At 40.9% G+C, this 22312-nt stretch carries 17 protein-coding genes and 1 pseudogene; 10 read left to right on the forward strand and 8 right to left on the reverse strand.

The window, feature by feature from the left end:
• Positions 1 to 10 precede the first annotated feature (10 nt).
• Positions 11 to 841: a M23 family metallopeptidase gene (locus NT175_10165; GenBank protein ID MCX6235067.1), complete on the reverse strand. Its 831-nt coding sequence runs from the start codon at positions 839 to 841 to the stop codon at positions 11 to 13.
• A gap of 348 nt (positions 842 to 1189) precedes the next feature.
• On the opposite strand from NT175_10165, the gene NT175_10170 reads away from it, so the two are divergent.
• The 3 genes from NT175_10170 (at position 1190) to NT175_10180 (ending at position 4570) form a co-directional block, all read left to right on the forward strand.
• Entirely contained in the window at positions 1190 to 1648 is a 459-nt protein-coding gene (locus NT175_10170; protein ID MCX6235068.1) for a hypothetical protein, read from the forward strand.
• A gap of 104 nt (positions 1649 to 1752) precedes the next feature.
• Positions 1753 to 3156, forward strand: a complete 1404-nt coding sequence (locus NT175_10175) for a carboxypeptidase-like regulatory domain-containing protein (GenBank protein ID MCX6235069.1) — start codon at positions 1753 to 1755, stop codon at positions 3154 to 3156.
• Between the two features lie 118 nt (positions 3157 to 3274).
• Positions 3275 to 4570, forward strand: a complete 1296-nt coding sequence (locus NT175_10180) for a T9SS type A sorting domain-containing protein (protein MCX6235070.1) — start codon at positions 3275 to 3277, stop codon at positions 4568 to 4570.
• A 113-nt stretch (positions 4571 to 4683) separates the two neighbouring features.
• Here NT175_10180 and NT175_10185 read toward each other — a convergent pair whose 3' ends face one another.
• Complete coding sequence (locus tag NT175_10185) at positions 4684 to 5370, reverse strand: hypothetical protein (GenBank protein ID MCX6235071.1); 687 nt, start codon at positions 5368 to 5370, stop codon at positions 4684 to 4686.
• A 980-nt stretch (positions 5371 to 6350) separates the two neighbouring features.
• Here NT175_10185 and NT175_10190 point away from each other — a divergent pair.
• Positions 6351 to 6533: pseudogene (locus NT175_10190) on the forward strand (LuxR C-terminal-related transcriptional regulator).
• A 228-nt stretch (positions 6534 to 6761) separates the two neighbouring features.
• On the opposite strand, the gene NT175_10195 reads toward NT175_10190, so the two are convergent.
• The 3 genes from NT175_10195 to NT175_10205 form a co-directional block, all read right to left on the reverse strand.
• Positions 6762 to 7322, reverse strand: coding sequence for a nucleotidyl transferase AbiEii/AbiGii toxin family protein (locus tag NT175_10195; GenBank protein MCX6235072.1), 561 nt, complete (start codon positions 7320 to 7322; stop codon positions 6762 to 6764).
• Between the two features lie 8 nt (positions 7323 to 7330).
• On the reverse strand, positions 7331 to 7615 hold the full coding sequence (locus tag NT175_10200) for a hypothetical protein (protein MCX6235073.1): 285 nt from the start codon (positions 7613 to 7615) through the stop codon (positions 7331 to 7333).
• Between the two features lie 84 nt (positions 7616 to 7699).
• Positions 7700 to 10018, reverse strand: coding sequence for a glucosamine-6-phosphate isomerase (locus NT175_10205; protein ID MCX6235074.1), 2319 nt, complete (start codon positions 10016 to 10018; stop codon positions 7700 to 7702).
• A 90-nt stretch (positions 10019 to 10108) separates the two neighbouring features.
• Here NT175_10205 and NT175_10210 point away from each other — a divergent pair, with 90 nt between their 5' ends.
• The 3 genes from NT175_10210 (at position 10109) to NT175_10220 (ending at position 13856) form a co-directional block, all read left to right on the forward strand.
• A complete protein-coding gene (locus NT175_10210) occupies positions 10109 to 11650 on the forward strand; it encodes a DPP IV N-terminal domain-containing protein (protein MCX6235075.1) in 1542 nt (513 codons plus the stop codon).
• Complete coding sequence (locus NT175_10215; protein ID MCX6235076.1) at positions 11650 to 12369, forward strand: prolyl oligopeptidase family serine peptidase; 720 nt, start codon at positions 11650 to 11652, stop codon at positions 12367 to 12369. The genes NT175_10210 and NT175_10215 overlap by 1 nt, the downstream gene beginning before the upstream one ends.
• Positions 12370 to 12518: 149 nt before the next feature.
• On the forward strand, positions 12519 to 13856 hold the full coding sequence (locus NT175_10220) for a PhoH family protein (GenBank protein ID MCX6235077.1): 1338 nt from the start codon (positions 12519 to 12521) through the stop codon (positions 13854 to 13856).
• Between the two features lie 36 nt (positions 13857 to 13892).
• Here NT175_10220 and NT175_10225 read toward each other — a convergent pair whose 3' ends face one another.
• The 3 genes from NT175_10225 to NT175_10235 all read right to left on the reverse strand — a co-directional run bounded on the left by NT175_10225 (position 13893) and on the right by NT175_10235 (position 17729).
• Complete coding sequence (locus tag NT175_10225; protein ID MCX6235078.1) at positions 13893 to 14891, reverse strand: M28 family peptidase; 999 nt, start codon at positions 14889 to 14891, stop codon at positions 13893 to 13895.
• 113 nt (positions 14892 to 15004) lie between these two features.
• Positions 15005 to 16360 carry an ATP-binding protein gene (locus NT175_10230; GenBank protein ID MCX6235079.1) on the reverse strand — a complete coding sequence of 452 codons (1356 nt, stop codon included), beginning with the start codon at positions 16358 to 16360 and terminating at the stop codon, positions 15005 to 15007.
• On the reverse strand, positions 16350 to 17729 hold the full coding sequence (locus NT175_10235) for a sigma-54 dependent transcriptional regulator (protein ID MCX6235080.1): 1380 nt from the start codon (positions 17727 to 17729) through the stop codon (positions 16350 to 16352). Before NT175_10235 ends, NT175_10230 begins: the two co-directional genes overlap by 11 nt.
• Positions 17730 to 17905: 176 nt before the next feature.
• Here NT175_10235 and NT175_10240 point away from each other — a divergent pair, with 176 nt between their 5' ends.
• The 3 genes from NT175_10240 (at position 17906) to NT175_10250 (ending at position 22311) form a co-directional block, all read left to right on the forward strand.
• Complete coding sequence (locus tag NT175_10240) at positions 17906 to 19156, forward strand: efflux transporter periplasmic adaptor subunit (GenBank protein MCX6235081.1); 1251 nt, start codon at positions 17906 to 17908, stop codon at positions 19154 to 19156.
• Positions 19157 to 19227: 71 nt separating this feature from the next.
• The gene (locus tag NT175_10245; protein MCX6235082.1) at positions 19228 to 21570 is read left to right on the forward strand and encodes an ABC transporter permease; all 2343 of its coding nucleotides are present in this window, start codon (positions 19228 to 19230) and stop codon (positions 21568 to 21570) included.
• A gap of 54 nt (positions 21571 to 21624) precedes the next feature.
• Entirely contained in the window at positions 21625 to 22311 is a 687-nt protein-coding gene (locus NT175_10250; GenBank protein ID MCX6235083.1) for an ABC transporter ATP-binding protein, read from the forward strand.
• Position 22312: the final 1 nt, after the last annotated feature.

The following is a 22312-nucleotide window of genomic DNA, read 5'->3' on the forward strand; positions in this document are numbered from 1 at the left end:
TGCTATATTATTATTGATACCTGATCTTCCTGCCGATTCGCAGGATAGTCTTGGATGACATATTATTCAGTCTGCAAAGCTTGCTGACCGATGTGTGATAACGGGCAGCAATACCAGATAAGGTGTCTCCGCTTTTTATTGTGTGATATTTCGCTTTGCGTAGTTCAATCAGATATTCAAAATTCGCGCTGGTGATGGTCAGGGTATCTACCTTCAGTTCGAAACTGGAGAAATCAATAAAACAATTGGGATCAAAAGGCTCACCGTGGTACCGGGTTTCAAAGTGCAGGTGGCTGCCTGTCGACCGGCCTGAATTTCCGCCTAAACCGATGAGGTCTCCGGCATCGACTTTCTGGTTGGCCTCTACCAGCACCCTTGACAAATGGCCGTAAATGGTTTCAAGACCCTGTGGATGCCTGATGACCACAACTCTTCCAAAACCATGCCGGTCATATTTTGTCAGCCTGACTATTCCGTCAGTCGCTGCAAAAATTGAGTCCCCTGTAAATACCTTAATATCCACTCCATAGTGCCATATCCGCCGGCTGGGGCCAAACTTAAAGGATACATAGTTCTTATGCGGAAAGACAAAATGTAACCCATTTATACTGTCGCATAAAACTATTCGTACCGTATCTATCATGTTCTTCGAATCGAAACATCCTGAGTTAATTCTGACGTTGTCCCAACCAAATGTATCGATGTTGGAATAAATATCCTGGTATAGCGTGTCGAGATATGCCTGAAACGATTCTTCCTGTATATCACTGTTGCCAAGTGTATCAGCTTCCGGAGTATGTCTTATCACAGAATCAACAGCGACTGAATCAGCTTGCGACATGACCCTGCTGATAATCATTATACAAACCAAAAAGACAGAAATAAACCGTTTTAACAATGATCGGGAGAGTTAAAGAGTTTTAAAATTTTATTTGCGAAAATAACCTAAATCCCTAAAAGAATGTTTAAATTTTCTTCATTCTTCATTTTTCATGCTTCATGTTTCATTCTTTATATCCGCCAGTGTCCACTACCGAACATGGTATTGTACACTATCATAACAAAGCTGATTGAAATTTTTCAAAAGTTTTGTTGTAAAATAAAGACTATTAATACATTAAAAATATTGGAATAATATTGGTGGAGAGCATATTTTCTTCTAATTATTATGGATATAAATCCGAACACTATGAAACTGTATAATTACCCCATGCTCTTATTGATAGTGGTTTTCTTTCTGCTGGGTGCATTTTTTCAGGGTTGGGAAAACCTCTATGGCTTCAGCTCCGGAAGTGATAATTCGGCCTCATGCAGGGCTACTCACAGGTACGCCGAATCTGATCCCGATATGATATATTCACCATGGTATACCGGCGAAGATTACCTGCTGATTAACCCAACTCCAATGGGCACTGCAGATAAAAAAATTTTCGGTATTTTCGGACTGAATCAGGTTGAACTGGTGATTATTTCACCGGATGGGAAGTCTATACGTGATTTGATTTTTAACAAGGAACAATTTGACGGACGTCCGATATACTGGGATAAAAGAGATCAGAATGGTTATAAGGTCACTCCCGGAATATATTATTGCATGCTCAAGGTAAACGAAATGACCATATCTAAAAGAATCCTCTTAGTCAGATAACGTAAAATCAATCATCCTGCAAACCTCATGTGTACCGGTCAGATTGTTTACAATATTAAAAATTATTATATTTGAAGTGGTCTGGGAAATTTAAAGGGATACCCATGTATTTCATTCAAGCATTTTATAGTAAGCATAAATGGGGATTATTCCTGGTTTTTCTTTTCTTCTGCTCCTTTAACCTTTCAGCTCAATATTTACCATCACTCTTCTCCGGAATTGTCACCGACAGCACCACTCAAAAGCCATTGCCGATGGTCCACCTCTATCTTAAATCAACGGGAGCAGGTGTGGTGACTGACCTTGAAGGTAAATATATTCTACGTGTCCCGGCTTTACCCGATACCATGATTATATCGTGCATTGGTTATGAAACAAAAAGAATCAGGTTATCACTGAGTATCAAAGCCAAGCAGAATATATCACTTTCGCCAAAAATTATGACGCTGAAAGAGGTGACCATAACATCAGAGAAGGCAGTACCATTTTTCAAAGATGAACATTATTCTGTGCTGGATTATGCTCTCGATGGTATGAATGTCTACCTCCTGATATACAGGAATACCCTCTCCCGGTCAGAACTCCTCCTGCTAAATCAGCAGGGTGATACAATTGCCAGGAAAACAGACCTGCCCGGCCTGCCCAATTTCCTCTTTAAGGATTGCCTCGATTGTATTCATCTGGTGACGAACGACGCAGCCTGGCAGATTATCTATGCTGGCGATTCACTCGACCTGCGCTACAAAACCGATCTTCAGCGATTCATTGGAACCATGGGCAATTGTGTTACAAGTGTAGGAGAAAAACTGATCTTTAAAAGATATTTCAATTACAAGTTGTCGGTCGAATATTATGCCCTTGATTTAAACAGCCATGCTAGGACCACCATCGCTTTTGTCGAGGATGAATATAAGCTCAATATGTTCCGGCGAAATCCCGATGATCGCAGAAACATGGAACTGGCATCTGGAAGCAAGGAATTCCAACGTGAATTCATGGAGGACATTACCGGTGACCTAAGCAACAGGGAAGTATTGGATGCCTTGCACCATTCAATTGATCAAAGCCGGTTTACAGGATCGGTATATTACACGCCTGTTATGGCATCCCTGAAAAGAATGGATGAAACCCTGATCATCGTTGATTTCTCAAATTCAAAGATGCGTTTCTTTGATCCGCAAGGAAAGCAGTTTTATGAGGTTGGAATCACTTTTCACCTTAAGAATAAAGAACTTGGAGCATTTGAAAACCTATTCAAATCGAAGAAGTGGGATGAATATGAAATATTTGTCGATGAACAGAAATACAGAACATATTTTTTACAGACCGACGGAGGCAGATATGAGCTGAATGAGATCAATATGTTCACGGGAAAAGTAAGCCAGACCATACGGTTAGAGCATTCTTTTCCCGAAAAAATCACCGTCAGCGACGGGTATGCCTATTATCTTTATAAAAGCTTCGGCGACTGGAGTAAAAAAAGATTATACCGTCAGAGATTGGATTAACTTTTGGAATTTACTTCAGAATATTTATCCCTTTTTTTCAATAACTTTCTACTGCCAAATTTCCGGTTGATTTTACTGTTTACTTTTTGTATATTTGTAATTTAAATATATTCTGATCATGGCAGAATTAGAGAAAATCCTTGTGACAGTAACATTATTGTTTATTTTAAGTCTACCATCTTTGTCTCAGAATAATATTGAGCCTTTAAATCTTGAAATTCTGAGCTCAAAGCAATCTCAGCTTCAATTTAATCTTAATGGTTACTTGCAGAATTCTTTTGATCTTGATAACAATTTTACTAAGACTAGTTTTTTCCTTGAAGCTTGTATTCCGGCACAGAACCTGGCTGGTGAATTTGTAAATCCGTTTGATGTACTACTTACTTGGGAGCATCCATTATTCATCCATGAATGGATTCACTGGGATGATGGATTCAATTACGATGCAATTGGCCTTAATAATTGTAGTACCTTCTCAGTCGCTGTGAGGTTTAGCCAGGAATTTTTGACTGGGTATGAAGGAGCAGCACTTACTAAAGTTGCATTATACCCCAATAGTGCTAATACTAATTATATACTTAAAATCTGGAAAGGGAATAGTGCTGCAACTTTACTTTATGAAAAACCATTACCTTTTTTACTGATTAATCAGTGGAATACTGTTGAGATAAATAAACTAATAGTGATCGATACGACAGAGGAATTGTGGTTTGGCTATACATGCGCAAACCAGCCGGTACATGAATGCCCTGCCGGATGTGATGCAGGTCCCGCTATAGCAGGTTTTGGAGATTTGATTTCGTTAAATGATACAATGTGGGAAAACCTGTCTTCTTATGGGCTGGATTATAACTGGAATCTTCAAGGCTATGTCACAACTGAATATGGTGAAAATGTGTTTCTGGGATATGATTCTCAGGATAATATCGCTAAAGATTTTCAAACGTCCGATTTATCAAAGAAAGCGGATATAAGAACAAATGAAAATAATTTGCTCGGTTTTAATGTATATCACGATGATGTGCTGCTGAATGAAGCGCCAATTATGGAATGTGAATATCTAGATGAAAATGTTCCTTGGAATGCTAACTTTTGGTGTGTTCGTGCTGTATATGATACATGTATCTCGGAACCGGTTTGTATCTGGATCATTGTGAACACGCTTGCTTTGAATTACAATGATTCGGATGTGATAATTTCCCCAAATCCCGTATCCGATATATTATACATTAAATCAATATCTCCCATAAAGATTTTGCAGGTACTTACTCTGGATGGAAGCATATTAACCACACACAAACCATTTTCCTCATCGGTTTATAGTTTGAATGTTACTGGTTTTAAATCAGGTGTGTACTACATTAAACTTATCAGGGAAGATCGAACGTACTTTCGGAAGTTTATAAAATTATAGGACAGATACTGTTCTGCAAAATGGAAATCTCCTGAGAATTCGTCAATCCTTTTTTGTTTTGTACCAGTATTTATAATACACATGTAAGATGACAAGTAACGCCCTGCAAAGATTCAACTGACTTTTTCCTGCATCTCCGGGGATTGTCCATACCTGTTGTTCACAACGTAAAACAGTGCCGCCGAGGCGCAGCCTATCCACATCATTGATATAATGCTGCCCACAAAAAGACAAATAAAACCTGCGATGAAAATTAGTACGCCAAGCAAAGCCATTAAGAATATGGTCCACGCATGGCCCCTGGTCATATTCCAGCTTGTCTTTACAGCCTCCACCGGGTCTAATTTCCGGTCCACAACTAAATAGGGAACAAAAGCCAGTTTGCAGGCAAAAATAATACCTGGTATAAGAACTAAAAATAGGCCGAACATGATGATGGCACTTGTCAGCAATCCTGCCAGGATGACATTCAGATAGTTATCAAAGACCAACCGGAGATCCTTGATCTCTACTTTATAGCCCCTGACTGCTTTCAGGAATAAAAATGTCGCCCCATACTGTATCAGGAAGTAGACAAAGATGACATAAGCCAGGGAAAATAACCGCAGGATGATGACACCAGGATTATGTATATCATCTAGGGCACTGATCCAGGCAAATGGTACAGATGCCACACCCATCACAAGTATAAGAAGAAAAAGTTCCAGGAAATTCTTTTTCATGACTTCCCATCCGAATCCATATGTTGAATCGACCGTCGGTTCGAGTTTCAGTTCAGTGTTTACATTCATTTGATTCATAAAACCTCCATTTTTTTGGTTAATACGGGTCAAAATTATACCCATCCCCGGTGATATCCTTCAGACTTAAGTAGGATTCGCTATCCCAAACTGAAAATCACTACTTTGGTTGGATAGGTTTGGTAAACCTGTTAGGTCGGATTTAACTTTTTATACTAACTTTATATTTTCACACTTATCCGCAACAATACACCCAGATACCTGACATTCTCTATCTGATTATACTTCTGATACTTCTTGGAACAGGTGCTGGTGTGGTCCTTTTTGCATATAATTTCTTCAAAACCTTTAAGTTCGACTACCTTCAGACCTATACCTATTATCTGATCCTTTTTTATGTTTATGGCTTATATGGTCTATTAGGCACCTTCCTATCCCGTACTATTTTACAAAACCTGCAATCGCCGGCGCCCGTTATTGAAGCTTTTGGCTATTATATTCCATTCCTTGGTGTACCGTTTCTGATGGCAGCCTGGTATATGTTCATCAAATTCTGCAATGAACTGGTCGACAAAAAACCATCATCAAAATTTACACTCGGTTATTTCCTATTCCAGGTAATCTTTTTCTTTATCTATGGGTTCATTGTTTTTAATTATTCAAGAAACGAGGCGGAGAAATTCCAGCAGGTTACTTTTCTCATTCTGATATCTTTTGCTGTCATTGAATCCATAACATTGATCCTGGCTTTATCGCAGATCTATTTTTTCAGAAAAAAAATAAAGGATATTTCCCGGCGAAAAGCCGCTGTCAATTTCGCACATATCAATCTATCTGTTCACAGTGTGACGATAGCGCTATCACTTCTGTCGACTGGCAATACCATTATGGCAGGCATTTACCTTTTTGTCTATTTTACCGGGAACATCCCGCCGTTGCTTTACCTGGGGATGTACCTACATAAATACGATAAGATCCGTTCATCAAAGGTTCCTTCAGATGATCTTGATTTCAACAGTCTGGTCATCAATTTCGGTATTTCCAAACGGGAACTTGAACTCATTGAGCTGATCTGTCAGGGTAAGACCAACAAAGAGATCAGTGAAGCCCTTTTCATCACACTTCAGACTGTAAAAGATCATATTCATCATATTTTTCAGAAGACCGGGGTCAGAAACCGTGTGGAGCTGATGAATATCCTGACAGAATCAAGGAGGAAGTAGAAATAACGTCAAACCTGGCCTGTTAAGGCCGTGAAAGCCCTAAACTCTTCCGGGTTCTGCGGACGAGGCGTGGTTGACGGTTGACAATTGACGGTTGATGGTCTGTCATATTTTTTGCCAACTGCAAACCGTCAACTAAAAACTCTTCCGGTTCCTGTGGACTCCGGAAGGTTAATTTAATCGACCTTCCAGAGTCTGAAAGACCTGGAAGAGTCTGCTTCAGCCATATTAATTTAAAAATGATTTTACAACTACCTGAAGCTTTTTTTTAACGGATATCCAGTCAGTAGGTATCAACAGGATAGGATCAGGTTCCTTTTCTGCATCATCAAAGTAAACCAGGCTCTTTAATAAATGAAATCGCTCACTGCTTTTGTATTTCTTGTCGTAAAAACCAAACATCTCTTCGAAAGTATAATATTTCAATAAAAAGTATATATCAAAGAAATCTTTTTTACTACCGCGTGAAGCAATCGCCGAAAGCTTCATACATGCGATATCCTCTTTTGAGACCAATCGTAAATAATCCGAATGGATCAATTCACCAACATAAGGATAATCGTATTTTAGAAGATCGACTGGGGTCTCGTTAACCAAAATAGTCAGGGTACTTTCAGCTTCGCTTATGATCTTAAAATTAATCACATGTTCGAGCTCAGCTGCTAACACTTTTGGGTGAAAAGGGGTTTGGGTAAACAAATCCAGATCATCGGATCTCCGGTGTCCAATTTGTAAGGCAAGAGCCGTTCCTCCCACAAGGACAAAACTTTGCAGAACGCTGGAAGCCATCAGCTTTTTCAGTAGATCCAATGTTTCTGGCTTGATGGAATGATATTGTAACATCTGAATTGTTCTTTAGGGATACTGAAATAGAAACAACAAAAGTTAAGTGTCCTTTTATCAAGGTATCTTAAGTGCAGAACAGCCTGTTTGATTTTTTCGAAACCATAATACGTTTTTATCTCCTTAAAGTCTTCCAGAGAACCTCTTGATAACACCCTTGAAATGACAAACTCACTGTGCCTGTCCCAGTCGATCGTATTATAATCTACATCCCAGAATAAAAACGTCGAAAGATTCATAGGAATATGGATTTTTCCTTATAAAAGCAAAGATAACTAAACTTAATGAGATGGAAATCATGATTCTTCAGGAATCCCTGATCTCTATCCCTCCATTGTCTTCTCCAGCTCTCTTGCTTTATTTAGAAACTCATCGACATTCATTTCCCTGAAAAAAACCAATCCATGTGAAGCACGAATGCGTGGGTGATCGTTGAGGTAGAAAAAGTTTTTTCCAAGGAGCAGTTCGATATCCTTATGCTGTTCCACCCATATTTTCTGTGCCAGGGTGCTGAACGGCCCATCGTGCTCATAACTGGGGAAGGAGGCGTCGACCTGGCTTAGATAACAGTCTCTGAATGCATCATTCATCATCGACATGGAGTTTAGTGAGCATGGCACCATGACGTTTGCTTCAGCAGGATGGAACCGGTACCATACATTACGGTATCCCCAGATGCGAAGTTTTGACAGGTCTTTCTCTTTCTTCCATTCTCTGAGTGCTTCAGCAATGGTTTGTAAAACCTTGTAATGTGTATCAGGCCCGCTGCCTTCAGGATCAAAAGCCAGACTGATGACTGTAGGCTGAATGTTCTTTATCAGGTTGAGGATAGGGATGACATCCCGGTTTTGTTCCGGTACTTCAGTAAAGATATCTCCGGTATAAAATCCAAGCCGCAGATGATGAATGTTTTTAACCTGAACTCCGAAGTGAGCCCATACCAATTCCTCTTCAAACTCCCTTATCATACCCTTCAGTGTCTGAATTGTTGGCGGATTCTTTTCCCCATCATAGCTGTTGTTTATGACTCCAACTATCTCACTGATCCTTTCCATTAGCTCTTTTTTGTTTTTGACAGAATAGATCTGAATGATGGCTCTCACGATACGGTGACTGAGGCCTCGCTCACGCTCAAACGGATTTCGTGAAGCTACGCTATCGAGGTAATGATAGACATCTTTATCCCATTTGCGTCTGTATCCCGATTCAAAGAAATCAGGATAGCTGATCATTTGAATCAGGTCATTTTCAAGAAACTTTATGGTGGTTAACAGGGTATCTTTGATAAAGACGTTGGTCACCGCAGTGAATCCCGAGGTCATTATGGCAAAATGGAACGTATTAGTTGCCGACCTGAGCTGGTGGGCAATATGAGGAAGGATACCCAGCATGATGTCGTCATGATGCGGGCCTGTATGAAGGAATGTCTGGTTTAGCTCCGGTTCCAGCCCTCGTTCAATTTTGTTTTTCATGGATTCCTCTACCGATGGAACCGTACTCTCAGTCAGATCCGGAATAAGCTGACAAAAAGGATCAGACCTGAGATCATCCATAACGATATGATGACCATATTTCTGAAGCTTTCTGCAGAGATCGGTGACTGCACGTTCGGTTTTTTCATGGATCCAGGAACCTGATTTGTAATACTTTTCAATGCTGTCATTCAATCTGGAGGCAGCACCTTGTGTGAGATAAAAGCGGCTGTTGGGAAGCTTTTGTAAAGCAGTGGCAGGATAGATGTTTGTCGATTGACTTTCAAGGGATTGCTTTACGATATCTGCTTTTGACTCGCCCGCAGCAATGATGATAGCCACCGCATCGGGGTTAAAGGTTATTGTATCCAGTCCGATGGTGATTACCATCCGGTTTCTGGAGATCTCAATCCCCCCAAGGTCTGTCGCTGCCACCGCCTGGGTTTCAAAGTTGGTGGATGTTAGCCGGGTTGTGGAGAAATGATCGGAACCCCTGATGTTGAATGCAATATGCCCGTCAGGTCCGATACCTCCAAGAAAAAATCCGATCCCGCCTATATCACGGATTTTCTGCTCGTAGCGCGAACACCAGGCATCGATCATGAAAATGGATTCCTGCTGCATCCGCTCAAGAGAAGTGCGGCATTCATGGTAACGCAAGGAATTGTCGATGATGTTATCAGGAAAGACTTCCGTAAACTTTCTGCCACCTGCAAGAGGGATACCATCACAGTTAATCAGTAAAGCTCTTTGAGGGTCAAGGCCGAATCCATCAATATAAAAATTGTTCACATAATAATTGAAGCTGTTATGCTGTGATGGTGAAATGGGATAGAATTCATCGATCTGAACAAAATGCAGCTTGCTCAGATCAGGTTTGTGATGTAATTTATGTCCATGTTTTTTTCGTATCCCGGCAACCTTTGCGTCGTCCCAGTTGTCCAGGAAATACTTGGTCCATTTGATGAAATACTCTGGGGTTTTGCCGGTCGGAAGGCTGATGACACCTTCCGGGTTTTGGGCTACCCACTCCAGAAATCTGAGTGATGTGAGCATGCCGAGCTTTGGAAAATTCTCAACAAGGATGTATGGTATGCGTGTTGAGACTTGTTTAATCCCTGATTGTTTAAAAAAAGCAGCTTCTACAGGTGAGTAGTGAAAAGGAATCATTTCATGCCGGGTTAACTATGTAAAATTAATGCCTTTTCACAATTGAATTGAAGCATTTTCTAACTTTATCAATTTAATTAGATCACTCCTATGAAAAAGAACTATCTCAATTTCAGATTATTCGTCATTACTGTATGTCTTGGACTAATCTCTGTTTACCCGGTTTCTTCGCAGGAGGTCCAGGATTCTTCTTTACTCACCATCGACAGGATTTTTAGTTCAGCCGAATTCAGGATGGGCCGTTTTGGCCCTGCCCGTTGGATTGATAATGGAGAGGCCTATATTATTAATGAGCGATCAGCTGCCACGCAAGGCGGTGAGGATATCGTCAAGTATATGACTATGAGCGGTGAGAAAAGCATTCTGGTGGCAGCCGCAGATATGATCCCAAAAGGAGCAGAAGGTCCTCTTGCAATCGAGGATTTTTGCTGGTCAAATGACAAACAAAAACTCCTCATATTCACCAATTCGCAAAGAGTATGGAGGCAGGATACACGCGGTGATTATTGGGTATTTGATATGAAGACAAAAGAGCTCAAACAATTAGGTAAAGGATTGCCAGAATCGTCGCTCATGTTCGCCAAGTTCTCACCCGATGACCTGAACGTCGCCTATGTCAGCAAACATAACCTGTATGTCGAGAATATCAGTGACGAGAAAATCACTCAACTGACGTTTGATGGGACAGAAACTCTCATCAATGGCACATTTGACTGGGCGTATGAGGAGGAGTTTGATTGCCGTGATGGTTTCTCCTGGAGTCCTGATGGGAAAAAGATTGCATACTGGCAGCTCGATGCATCAAATATCCGTAATTTTTTGATGATAAATAACACGGATTCCATCTATTCGTACGTGATTCCGGTGCAATACCCAAAAGTTGGTTATTTGCCGTCCAGTTGTCGCATTGGTACTATTGCTGCCAGTGGTGGCCAGACGGTCTGGATGAATATACCGGGTGATGCCCGTGAGCATTATCTCCCACGTGTGATGTGGAATCCGGGTTCTGCATATATCCTTGTCCAGCAGCTCAATTACAAGCAGAATACACTGTGGCTGTGGCGGTGTGAGGCAAGTGATGGCAAAGCAACAAACATATACACCGAGATCGATCCGGCATGGATTGATGTGGTGGATGACTGGCAATGGCTTGATGGGGGAAATGAGTTTTTCTGGAAAAGTGAAAAAGATGGCTGGCTGCATTTTTACCGCATCACCAGCGACGGAGCAATCCAGAAAGTGATCACAGAGGGTGAATATGATGCAATCAGGATTACAGGAATTGACCAGGCAGAAAAAGAATGTTACTTCATAGCCTCACCCGACAATCCGACACAACGTTATCTCTACCGTATCTCTATGGAAGGAAAGGGGAAAATGAAACGACTCTCACCTTCCGACAAACCGGGTACTCATAATTATGATATATCACCCGATACGAAGTACGCATTTCATACCTATTCAAATCTGAATACTCCTCCCGTAACAGAGCTTGTATCGTTGCCAGATCACAAGGTTATCAGGGTTTTAAATGACAATGCCTCCTTTAAAAAAGCCTATGCCAGATTAAAGAAGCCCTTTGGAGAACTCTTCAGGGTGACGACGGCAGATGGCGTTCAGATGGATGGATAATGAAGCCGCCTGATTTCGATCCTGCGAAAAAATATCCTGTCCTTTTTTATGTTTATGGAGAGCCCGCAGGGCAGACCGCTACCGATGCATGGCAGCGCAGTCTCTGGAATGTAATGCTTGTCCAGAAAGGCTACCTCATCATGACCGTCGACAACCGCGGTACACCTTGTCCGAGAGGAAGAGAATGGCGTAAATCCATCTACCAGAAGATAGGTGTTCTGAATTCACATGATCAGGCCATGGCAGCAAATGAGATACTGAAATGGGAGTTTGTTGACCCCGACCGTATTGCTGTGTGGGGATGGAGTGGTGGTGGCTCTATGACCCTTAACCTGATGTTCCGTTATCCGGAGATTTACAAAACAGGTCTAGCCGTTGCGGCTGTTTCCGATGAACGGTATTATAACACGATATATCAGCAACGTTATATGGGATTGTTATCTGAAAATCCGGAAGTTTATACCGAAGGTTCCCCCATAACCTATGCAAAAAACCTTCAGGGTAACCTGCTTATCGTGCATGGAACAGGTGATGACAATGTCCATTTTCAGAATGCCGAAGCCGTGGTAAATGAACTCATCAAATACAATAAGCAGTTCACCTTCATGCCTTATCCCAACAGGACACATGGAATATATGAAGGAGAAAACACGACGAGGCATCTGTTTACATTACTGACAAACTATCTGTTGGAGCATACACTACCTGGAGGGAAATAAGGGTATTTAACCTGGAAGAGCCATCTCTCAGCAGTTGTTATCAACTGTCGCCTGTTCAATAATTTCAGAATTATCCTGTTGCATCCTCTCTGGCTTTGTCTAAATTTGTTGCCAGCACGTGATTGAACCATTCCTTAACGCATATAATTATGCCTCTTAAGAAGCCGAAGGAGAAGAAGATCTTTGTCATTGATACTTCCGTTATTTTATATAACCACAATGCCATCCACAGTTTCCAGGATAATGATATAGCCATTCCGATTACCGTTCTTGAAGAACTGGATAACTTTAAAAAGGGGAACGAAATAAAAAATTTTGAGGCACGCGAGTTCATCCGCATTATGGATAAGCTTTCCGGGAAAGGCACTCTGCGCAACTGGATCCCATTAGGTTCCCCCAAAATGGGAAAGGTGAAAGTGGTTATGTATGAAACCTTTGATCCTGACGCCCGTCAGATTTTTGGTGAGAACAAACCTGATCACCGCATTCTGAATGCTGCCATGGTCATGGCTAAAGAGTACCCTAACCGGAAGGTGATCCTCGTCACAAAGGACATCAACCTGCGCTTAAAGGCTAAGTCCCTCAGCATTTCTGCCGAAGATTATGAAACCGGCAAAATTAAAAATGTCGAAGAATTATATACCGGTAAAACGGTTCTTGAAAACCTTGGTTCAAATATTATTGATCTTCTTTATCAGCAAGGATATTGCACTCCTGAAGACCTCAATCTGAGGAATCCGATTCCGAACCATTATTTCATTCTTAAAAACACAAAAAATTCCGCCCTTGGCTATTTCAATCCAATCACCAATCATATTGAACGTCTTGAGAAACGGCCCGCTTATCGTATCTCGCCGCGTAATGCCGAACAGGTCTTCGCGATCCATGCTGCAATGAATCCGGAAGTGAAACTGGTCACCCTTCAGGGTGTGGCAGGTACAGGCAAAACGCTTATTGCTCTTGCTGCTGCCCTTGAACAAAAGAGAAACTTCAAGCAAATCTACCTGGCACGGCCAATTGTCCCGCTTAGCAACAAGGATATCGGCTATCTGCCCGGCGATATTAAATCCAAACTGAATCCTTACATGGAGCCGCTTTTTGATAACCTGAAGTTCATCCAGAACCAATATAGCGAGAAGGACAAGGAATATAAAAATATCAATGATAACATACAAAATGAAAAACTGGTAATCACACCATTGGCTTATATCCGTGGAAGAAGTATCTCCAATGTATATTTCATTGTCGATGAAGCCCAGAATCTTACACCCCATGAAGTGAAGACCATCATTACAAGAGCCGGTGAGAATACCAAAATCATCTTCACCGGTGATGTTTACCAGATCGACACCCCTTACCTCGATTCCCAAAGTAACGGCCTTTCTTATCTTATCGACAAGATCAAGCATCATCCGATTTATGCCCATGTGAGGCTGGAAAAAGGTGAAAGATCCGAGCTGGCTAACCTGGCGAGTGAATTGCTTTAAGATTCCATGGATTTCATAAATTCCAGGGATGGTATGTCACTCCTCGTAAATGACTTTCAATAGTGTTTGCCCGACAACTGTAAGTGTATACTTATCTATGACGTTGATATCATCGTGAGTTGTATGCCACTGCTCAAAGAAACTTCCATTTGAGGATGCAGTGTCAAGATGAATGATATCGATGGTAGGTATCCGGAGGTTTTTATTTATGAAATAGTGATCATCATTAATTGTGGCGCCTTCTTCCATCGGGAAATCATTCTGGAATCCGAGGTCTTGAGCTTTTCCCCATACTTTTTTAAGGATATCTGGTGCATAATCGACAGAGTATCCTTCCATTGGGAAACGGGCATTGGCAGCACCAACCATATCGAGTAAAATACCAAACCTGGCATGATACCCTGTTTTATGTGGATTTAGTGACCAATACTGCGCACCTAATGCCCAGGCTTCATTATCGCCTGCATTGCTCTCCTGGTCAGGGGGGCCATAATCTTCAGCGTCAAGAAGAAGTATATCAACCCCGATGCGGGGTTTGGCGATGCTCATTTGGCGCGCTATTTCAACAAGTACGCCAACACCACTGCCGCCATCATTGGCAGCAGGTACCGGCAAACGCTGTTTGCCAGGGTCAGGATCATGATCGCTCCATGGCCGAGAGTCCCAGTGTGCTGCCAGGAGTATCCGGCCCTGTGAATCTGGATTAAACGAAGCAATGATGTTTTTTATATTCAGTTCTTTGCCATTAAAGGTGCGGACTTTACCAGTTTGAATAATTACCTCCGGAGTAAACGATTTCAACTGTCTGACCAGAAATGCTGCACATTGCTCGTGAGATGGAGTACCGGGAACACGGGGACCAAACGACAGTTGCTGTTTGATATATTCAAAGGCCGAATCCGCATTAAATACCGGTACAATGACCTCAATTTTTGGCTTTTCGACAGGTTTTACAGGTTTTTTCCTTTTACATCCTTCTGATAGAAAAATGAAAAATATGCATATAATAACAACTGCCGGGAAGAAACATCTCATAAAATTTGTATTTAATGATTAAAACAGACCGGAAGGATGACCAAATTCATTTGTTTCTGAGCGTCCATCATCGGTCAGTTATTGATGACTGGTCATTGATATCAGATTATTGATTAAAATGTCATTGTAAACACTGTGCCTTCTTTTGGTTTTGACCGCACCGTGATTGTTCCCTTATGAAGATGCATGATCTGCCTTGACAGGCTGAGACCTATGCCCGAGCCTTCCTTTTTTGAAGTGAAAAAAGGCATAAAAATTTTTTCCAGCAAGTCAGGTTTTATACCTTGTCCATTATCGGTCAACTCAATAATGACTCTTCCATTTGGATTGGTATCGGCTCTGACAGAGATGTGGGGATTTTGAACACCTTTCACTGCATCAATGGCATTAAGCATAAGATTTATCAGAACCTGGTCGATGAGATCAGGATCTGCTGTCATCATAAGATTTTCGGGATTGACCTGATGACTGCATGTAATCTGCATCTGTTCCAGTTTTGTATTTAACAACAGCTCGCAGCGATCGAAGAGCTCTCTGACCGGGAAATGGCGGAAGTTTGGTTTGGGAATACGTGTCAGGTTGCGGAAAATCTCCATAAAATTCAGCAGGCCACGACTTCTGCCCTGGATGGTCTTGAGTGCACTCAGCACCGACTCCACATCCTCTCCATCAAGTGTTTTGAGCCTTGCCTGCTCGTTTTCCTTATCTACCAGCATATCAATGATAGTTGAAGCCAATGAAGAAATGGGAGTGATTGAGTTCATGATCTCATGGGTGAGAACCCGGATGAGATTCTGCCACGATTCAATTTCTTTTTCCTCAAGTTCTGAAGTGATGTTTTGCAATGAAACGAGAATAAAGTCGTCGCCACGCATTCGAAATTCTGTAGCATACACCGACACCTGGAGTAATTGCCCCTCAATAATGACTTTAAGAAGCTGTTTGTCACCCGATCGCATTGAAGATAACACATCAGGCAATTCATCCGTAATTGACTTGAGTTCGTCAATGGTTTTAAGATTGCTGATCTTTAAAAGTTTTTTTACCGCATTATTTATGATGTCTACTTTTCCGTCCTTTTTAAACGCAATAATGCCTATGCTCACATGCTGGACAACAGTCTGGAGGTAGTTGAAATGCTCCTCTTTTTCAGCCCGTGTAATCTTAAACTCCTTGATGACATCATTAAGGGCTTTGTTCAGACTTTCGAAGCTTCTTCCCAGTCCTGTGTTAGAAAAAGAGCTTGAAAAATCAGAATGTCTGATGCTTTCAAGAAAATGGGTGATTTTGGTATTTGTTTTTTCGACGAACCGGATAAGGTCGGTAACCAGGTAAATAATGATGGCTCCCATGATAATGCTGGTCACGATATGCCTTGCATTGAAAATAAGAAAAGCCAGCAAAATGATGGACAAGACAAGCAGTGCCACCCTGAGAATTACCTGAAACCGGAAGTTTCTATAAACCATATTTTTCAATTCTTCTGTAAAGTGAAGCACGCGTCAGTCCAAGTTCTTTGGCCGCTTTACTGATATTACCTCCATGCTTGTCAATGACTTTCCGGATAAGCATTTTCTCTGTATCTTCCAGATTGGTGGTATGAGTCAAAATCACACTATTGTCTGCTTCATCCATCTGTGACAGGAAAAAATCATGTGGCTGAAGGATATTTGATTCACTCATGATCACTGCTCGTTCAACCGCATGCTGAATTTCCCGGATATTCCCTGGCCAGTTGTGCTTCTCCAATCTTTTCAATGTGTTGGGCCCGAGCCTTTTGAGCGGCATCTTATATTTTTTGCAGTAGATTTCCAGGAAATGATCGACCAGAAGGGCAATATCCTCAATACGGTCTCTCAGAGGAGGTACCTGTAATTCAACAGTATTGATGCGGTATAGCAGATCCTGGCGGAATTTACCCTCGTTCACCATCTGATAAAGGGGCATATTGGTGGCACAGATTAACCTGACATCAACAGGTATGTCTTTATTTGTACCCAGACGGACAACGGTCCGGTTTTGGATCACGCTGAGGAGCTTTGACTGAAGAGGAAAATTCAGGTTGCCGATCTCATCCAGAAAAATCGTACCCTTATTTGCTGCTTCAAACCTCCCGGCACGGTCTTCCTTGGCATCAGTAAACGCTCCTTTTTTAAACCCGAATAGTTCACTTTCGAACAACGTTTCTGTGATAGCACCCAGGTCAACACTGATAAAAACTTCATCTTTTCTGTTGGAAGATTTATGTATTGCCCTGGCAATAAGCTCTTTACCTGTACCGTTTTCTCCCAGGATAAGAATATTGGCTTCTGTCTTTGCAACTTTTTCTACCACCGTCATCACTTTCTGCATGGCTAAAGATTGCCCGATTAAAGTACCGAATGCCTGATCCTGTGATGCTATCAGGACTTTTTGCCTTGATCGCAAATCCTCAAGTTCTTTTTTGGATTCCCTTACCTGCAGGTTTGCTGTAATGGTGGCAAGAAGTTTCTTATTATCCCATGGCTTCAGAATGAAATTCGTTGCCCCTTCTTTAATACCCTGAACAGCCAGTTCTATATCCCCATAACCTGTGATAAAAATCACCACAGCCATGGGATCGATCTCAATGATCGTGCTCAGCCAGTAAAAGCCTTCCTTTCCACTGGTAGCATCTCGTGAGAAATTCATATCAAGCAAAATGACATCATAATTCTCACTTTTTAAAAGTAAAGGAATATTCTCCGGATTTTTTTCGGTATGTACGATACTGAAATGTTGTTTAAGAAAAAGCCTCGCAGCTAACAATATATCTTCATCATCATCAACAATGAGAATCTTGGCTTCTAGTTTATCCATAACGTTGTAAATAGAACTGCTAATTTAATAAAATTGTTCATATTTGTACAATACGATGAACGAAATTGAACAGGGTTTATTACTAATCCAGTGCGATATAGGCTTAATATAAAGATGATCAGCACAATAGAAAAAATGGCATAGTATTAGCCACCAACGCTAAAAATGTTTGATGGATGGATAGGCCAATTGAAAAAAAGCGATGGACGCCCCAAAGAATAATTCTCATCATTGGGGCGTTGGCATTTATATATTTACTTCTGTACCTGATTGTTCTCCGGGATAAACGGAGCCGCCTGTATGTTTCGGCTAACCAGTTGGCTGTTGTTACCGTTGTCGAAGATAAATTCCAGGAATTCATTCCCATTGATGGTGTGGTTTTGCCCAAAACTACAATCTTTATTGATGCAGTCCAGGGTGGGGTGGTTGAAAAGATATTTGTCGAAGATGGAGCCCTTGTTAAGAAGAATGATCCAATACTTAAGTTGTCCAATACCAGCCTTGAATTAAGTTATATGGACCAGGAAACCCGCATATATGATGCCATTAACAATCTACAAAACAGCAAGATAAACCTTGAGGAAAATAAATACTACCGCCAGAAGGAAATAGTTCAGCTGGAATATGAAATAGACCGGACAAAGAAAGACTTTCAACGGAAGGATGAATTGTATTTAGATAGTCTGATATCCCCCAAGGAATTCGAGGACGCAAAAAGAGATTTTGAGTTTAACCTTAAACAGCTTGAAATATCCCTTCGCCTGAAGATTCTTGATTCCATTGCCAATGCATCAAGAGCTAAACAAATCGACATGTCTGTTGAAAGGATGCATAACAACCTCCTGTTATTGAATGACAGTAAAGAAAACCTTACAATTAAGACACCTGCCAATGGCAAACTATCGTCCTTCAATGTGGAGATTGGACAAACTAAATCACCGGGTGAGCATCTGGGTCAGATTGATATGCTGGACGGCTATAAACTGCAGGCAAACATTGATGAGCGTTATGTTTCCAGAGTTCATGCCAGTCAGGGGGCTGAATGCGATGTGGATGGTAAAACCTACAGCCTGTATGTCAATAAAATCTATACTAATATTAGCCAGGGTTCATTTATGGTAGACATGTTTTTTACAGATGCTTACCCGCAAAGTATTAAAAGAGGGCAGACACTTCAGCTGCGACTAGCATTCAGCAGACCAACAGATGCTATCATCATTAAAAGAGGTGGATTTTTTCAGGAAACAGGTGGCAACTGGATCTATGTTGTCGATCCATCTGAGAAATTTGCTGTAAAACGGGCTATCAAACTCGGTAATCAAAATGCTTATTTTTATGAAGTCCTCGATGGTCTTCGACCAGGCGAGAAGGTTATCGTTTCGTCATATGATGGATTCGGAAATAAAGAGAAACTGATTTTCAAATAAGAATGTTCAGGTATTTTATAAAAATAGCATTCCGAAACCTTTTCAATCAAAAGCTTTATTCTTTGATTAAAATGGCTGCTCTCACCATAGGTATGACCAGCTTTATTCTGATTTTCCTGTATATCCTGGATGAAAAGAGCTATGACCGTCAGAATGTAAATGCAAGAAATATATACCGTATTGTAAGTGTCTATGACTTTCAGGGTGTTGGGGAGCGTTCCTCCAGCTGTCCCTTCCCGCTTGGTCCCACACTGAAAATGGAGTACCCTGACCTGATAAAAAACATGGTCAGATTCTATAATAATTGGTCGACACCCTACTTTGTTCAATATGGAGAGAAATCATTTAATGAAAACAGGTTATTCTTTGTCGATTCCACTGTTTTCGATGTTTTCACTATTCCTTTTATAAGGGGTAACCCAAAGACTTCATTGGCAGAACCGGGCACCGTTGTGATCACTCAGTCTACAGCTAAACGATATTTCGGTGATGAAGACCCCTTAGGAAAATCCTTGCGGATTCAGGAGTATTTTAGCGTCACTGTCACCGGCATTATTGAAGATCCCAGTTCTCAGTCGCATTTTACTTACGATTTCCTCGTTTCCATGTCAACCATTCGAGAGATTAATAAAGGTGCTGAGCCCAAGACATGGGTCTGGAATCCATACTGGACATATGTCTTGCTTAATGATAATGTGAAACCGGAAATTCTGGATGCCAAATTTGACGGATTTATTAAGAAGTATTTTTATGACGCTGAAAAAGAACATATCACATTATATCTCCAGCCTCTTTTGGATATCCATCTTAAATCGGATTTAGACTATGAAATTGAACAGAACGGAAATATTACATATATCAGAATTTTAACCATCATAGCTGTTTTTATCCTGGTTATTGCCTGCATTAATTTTATTAATCTTTCCACTGCCATGGCAGGCAGGAGAGCTATGGAGATCGGTATGAAAAAGGTGTTCGGCTCCTACCCCAAGCAGATGATCGTTCAATTCATCTCTGAAACTGTGGTGATATGTGTCATAAGTTTATTAATATCACTGGCCCTGGTTGAGATCATTCTGCCTTTTTTCAATTTTTTTACCGACAAGAACATCACATCTAATTATTTCTATGATATCAGGAAGATCATCATTCTGGTCACCCTGGCAATTATCACTGGCTTGGTATCGGGTCTCTATCCCGCTTTTTATCTTTCACAATTTGCCCCGGTCAGGATACTGAGAGGAGATTTGACCAGAGGTTTTGAAGGTATCCTGGCCAGAAAAATTCTGGTTGTCATTCAGTTTGTCATCTCTATAGGCCTGATCATCGGAACTCTTATAGCCTATCAGCAGATCAGGTATATCAGCAATGCAGACCTTGGATTCAGGAACAGGAATATTATCTATATACCTGTTGGTTTAAATCCTATTGTCAGGCATTATGATGCTGTTAAGGGAGAACTTTTAAAATCACCTGACATTCTGTATGTGACAGCCTCGGATTATATTATTGGGACTCAATACAACCGGCATGAATTCAGACCTGAAGGTTATCCTGAAGACCAGTGGCAGTATTATCCCACACTTGTTATTCGTGGTGATTTTGTAAAGACATTTGATATCCAGATTGTTGCTGGAAGGGATTATGATAAGAATAGTCTGACAGATCCTGAGAAAAGTATCCTTATTAATGAATCAATGGTGAAATACCTCGGCTGGAAATCAAATAGTGACGCAATAGGTAAGAGATTCAAGTCATTTAATGGCGACGAAAAGGTCATTGGGGTGTTTAAAGATTTTCATGCAGGCTCTCTTCATTACCCTATTAGCCCATTGGTTCTAAATTTGAAGGAAGATGATTGGGAAATTAATTATTATACACGTTATCTGGTTGTGCGATATGCCCCCGGTAAACTGAGAGAAGTCTTACCTTACATTAAAGGGGTGTGGGATGAATTTGAACCTGACAGGCCATTTGAGTATAAGGTTCTGGATAACGAACTTAAAAAGCTCTATAAAGAAGAATATGTGTTGGCCAAACTCTCCCTTATATTGACCATATTGGTCATACTTATCGCTATGATGGGACTTTTTGGACTAGCTTCCTTTGAAGTGTTTCAAAGAACAAAGGAACTGGGTATGCGCCGTGTACTGGGGGCTAACTTAATAGATATCAGTGTTCTGCTGATGAGGAAATTCCATAAACTTATTTTAATATCAATTTTAATCGCCTGGCCGTTGACTTATTTGATGCTCAGATACTGGCTCAACCATTTTGCCTATCACACATCCTTGAATGTGTGGGGATTCATTTTATCAGGGTTGATTTCTTTTCTTATTACCTTAGTGGTAATCCTTTTTAAGGCAATCTCTGCAACCTATAAGATTCCGGTTAAACAACTGCGAAGCGAATAATATAATGTAACAATATGACCATAGTATCGTCTAAAATTTAAAATTTAAAGAAGCATGATCAAAACAGAGAATCTTACAAAAATTTTCAGAACCGACGAAGTGGAAACTACTGCGTTAAATAAGGTGTCGATGGAGATCAAAACAGGCGAATTTGCAGCCATCATGGGGCCATCAGGTTGCGGTAAATCAACCCTTTTGAATATTCTTGGTTTGCTCGATAATTTTAATGAGGGGAAATTTTATTTTCTGGGCAATGAAGTTTCACAGTTTTCTGAAAAACAAAGAGCCAAACTGCGAAAGGAAAATATTGGTTTTATTTTTCAGAACTTTAACCTTATCGATGAGCTGAATGTGTTTGAAAATGTGGAACTGCCACTCATTTATCTTGGATTTAATGTTAGAGAGAGGAAGAAAAGGGTTGAGGATGTACTGGAACGAATGCAAATCACTCACCGAAAGAAGCATTTTCCTTTGCAGCTTTCAGGCGGGCAGCAGCAAAGGGTTGCTGTTGCCAGGGCAGTAGTAGCTAATCCGAAGCTGATTTTAGCTGATGAACCTACCGGAAACCTTGATTCTGCCAATGGAGAAGAAGTGATGAACCTCATTGAAGGCTTACATAAGAGCGGTACAACAGTCATTATAGTCACCCACTCTCAACGTGATGCCGATTATAGCCAACGCATCATTCGTCTCTTCGACGGGCAGATAATAGCTGAGAACATAAAGGAGAGTGTATTATAAA

Source organism: Bacteroidota bacterium (assembly GCA_026391695.1).
GTDB lineage: Bacteria > Bacteroidota > Bacteroidia > Bacteroidales > JAGONC01 > JAPLDP01.

Coding starts and splice junctions, on each gene's coding strand:
- NT175_10165 (MCX6235067.1), bottom strand. CDS start 841: ATGTCGCAAGCTGATTCAGTCGCTGTTGATTCTGTGATAAGACATACT.
- NT175_10170 (MCX6235068.1), top strand. CDS start 1,190: ATGAAACTGTATAATTACCCCATGCTCTTATTGATAGTGGTTTTCTTT.
- NT175_10175 (MCX6235069.1), top strand. CDS start 1,753: ATGTATTTCATTCAAGCATTTTATAGTAAGCATAAATGGGGATTATTC.
- NT175_10180 (MCX6235070.1), top strand. CDS start 3,275: ATGGCAGAATTAGAGAAAATCCTTGTGACAGTAACATTATTGTTTATT.
- NT175_10185 (MCX6235071.1), bottom strand. CDS start 5,370: ATGAATCAAATGAATGTAAACACTGAACTGAAACTCGAACCGACGGTC.
- NT175_10195 (MCX6235072.1), bottom strand. CDS start 7,322: ATGGCTTCCAGCGTTCTGCAAAGTTTTGTCCTTGTGGGAGGAACGGCT.
- NT175_10200 (MCX6235073.1), bottom strand. CDS start 7,615: ATGAATCTTTCGACGTTTTTATTCTGGGATGTAGATTATAATACGATC.
- NT175_10205 (MCX6235074.1), bottom strand. CDS start 10,018: ATGATTCCTTTTCACTACTCACCTGTAGAAGCTGCTTTTTTTAAACAA.
- NT175_10210 (MCX6235075.1), top strand. CDS start 10,109: ATGAAAAAGAACTATCTCAATTTCAGATTATTCGTCATTACTGTATGT.
- NT175_10215 (MCX6235076.1), top strand. CDS start 11,650: ATGAAGCCGCCTGATTTCGATCCTGCGAAAAAATATCCTGTCCTTTTT.
- NT175_10220 (MCX6235077.1), top strand. CDS start 12,519: ATGCCTCTTAAGAAGCCGAAGGAGAAGAAGATCTTTGTCATTGATACT.
- NT175_10225 (MCX6235078.1), bottom strand. CDS start 14,891: ATGAGATGTTTCTTCCCGGCAGTTGTTATTATATGCATATTTTTCATT.
- NT175_10230 (MCX6235079.1), bottom strand. CDS start 16,360: ATGGTTTATAGAAACTTCCGGTTTCAGGTAATTCTCAGGGTGGCACTG.
- NT175_10235 (MCX6235080.1), bottom strand. CDS start 17,729: ATGGATAAACTAGAAGCCAAGATTCTCATTGTTGATGATGATGAAGAT.
- NT175_10240 (MCX6235081.1), top strand. CDS start 17,906: ATGGATAGGCCAATTGAAAAAAAGCGATGGACGCCCCAAAGAATAATT.
- NT175_10245 (MCX6235082.1), top strand. CDS start 19,228: ATGGCTGCTCTCACCATAGGTATGACCAGCTTTATTCTGATTTTCCTG.
- NT175_10250 (MCX6235083.1), top strand. CDS start 21,625: ATGATCAAAACAGAGAATCTTACAAAAATTTTCAGAACCGACGAAGTG.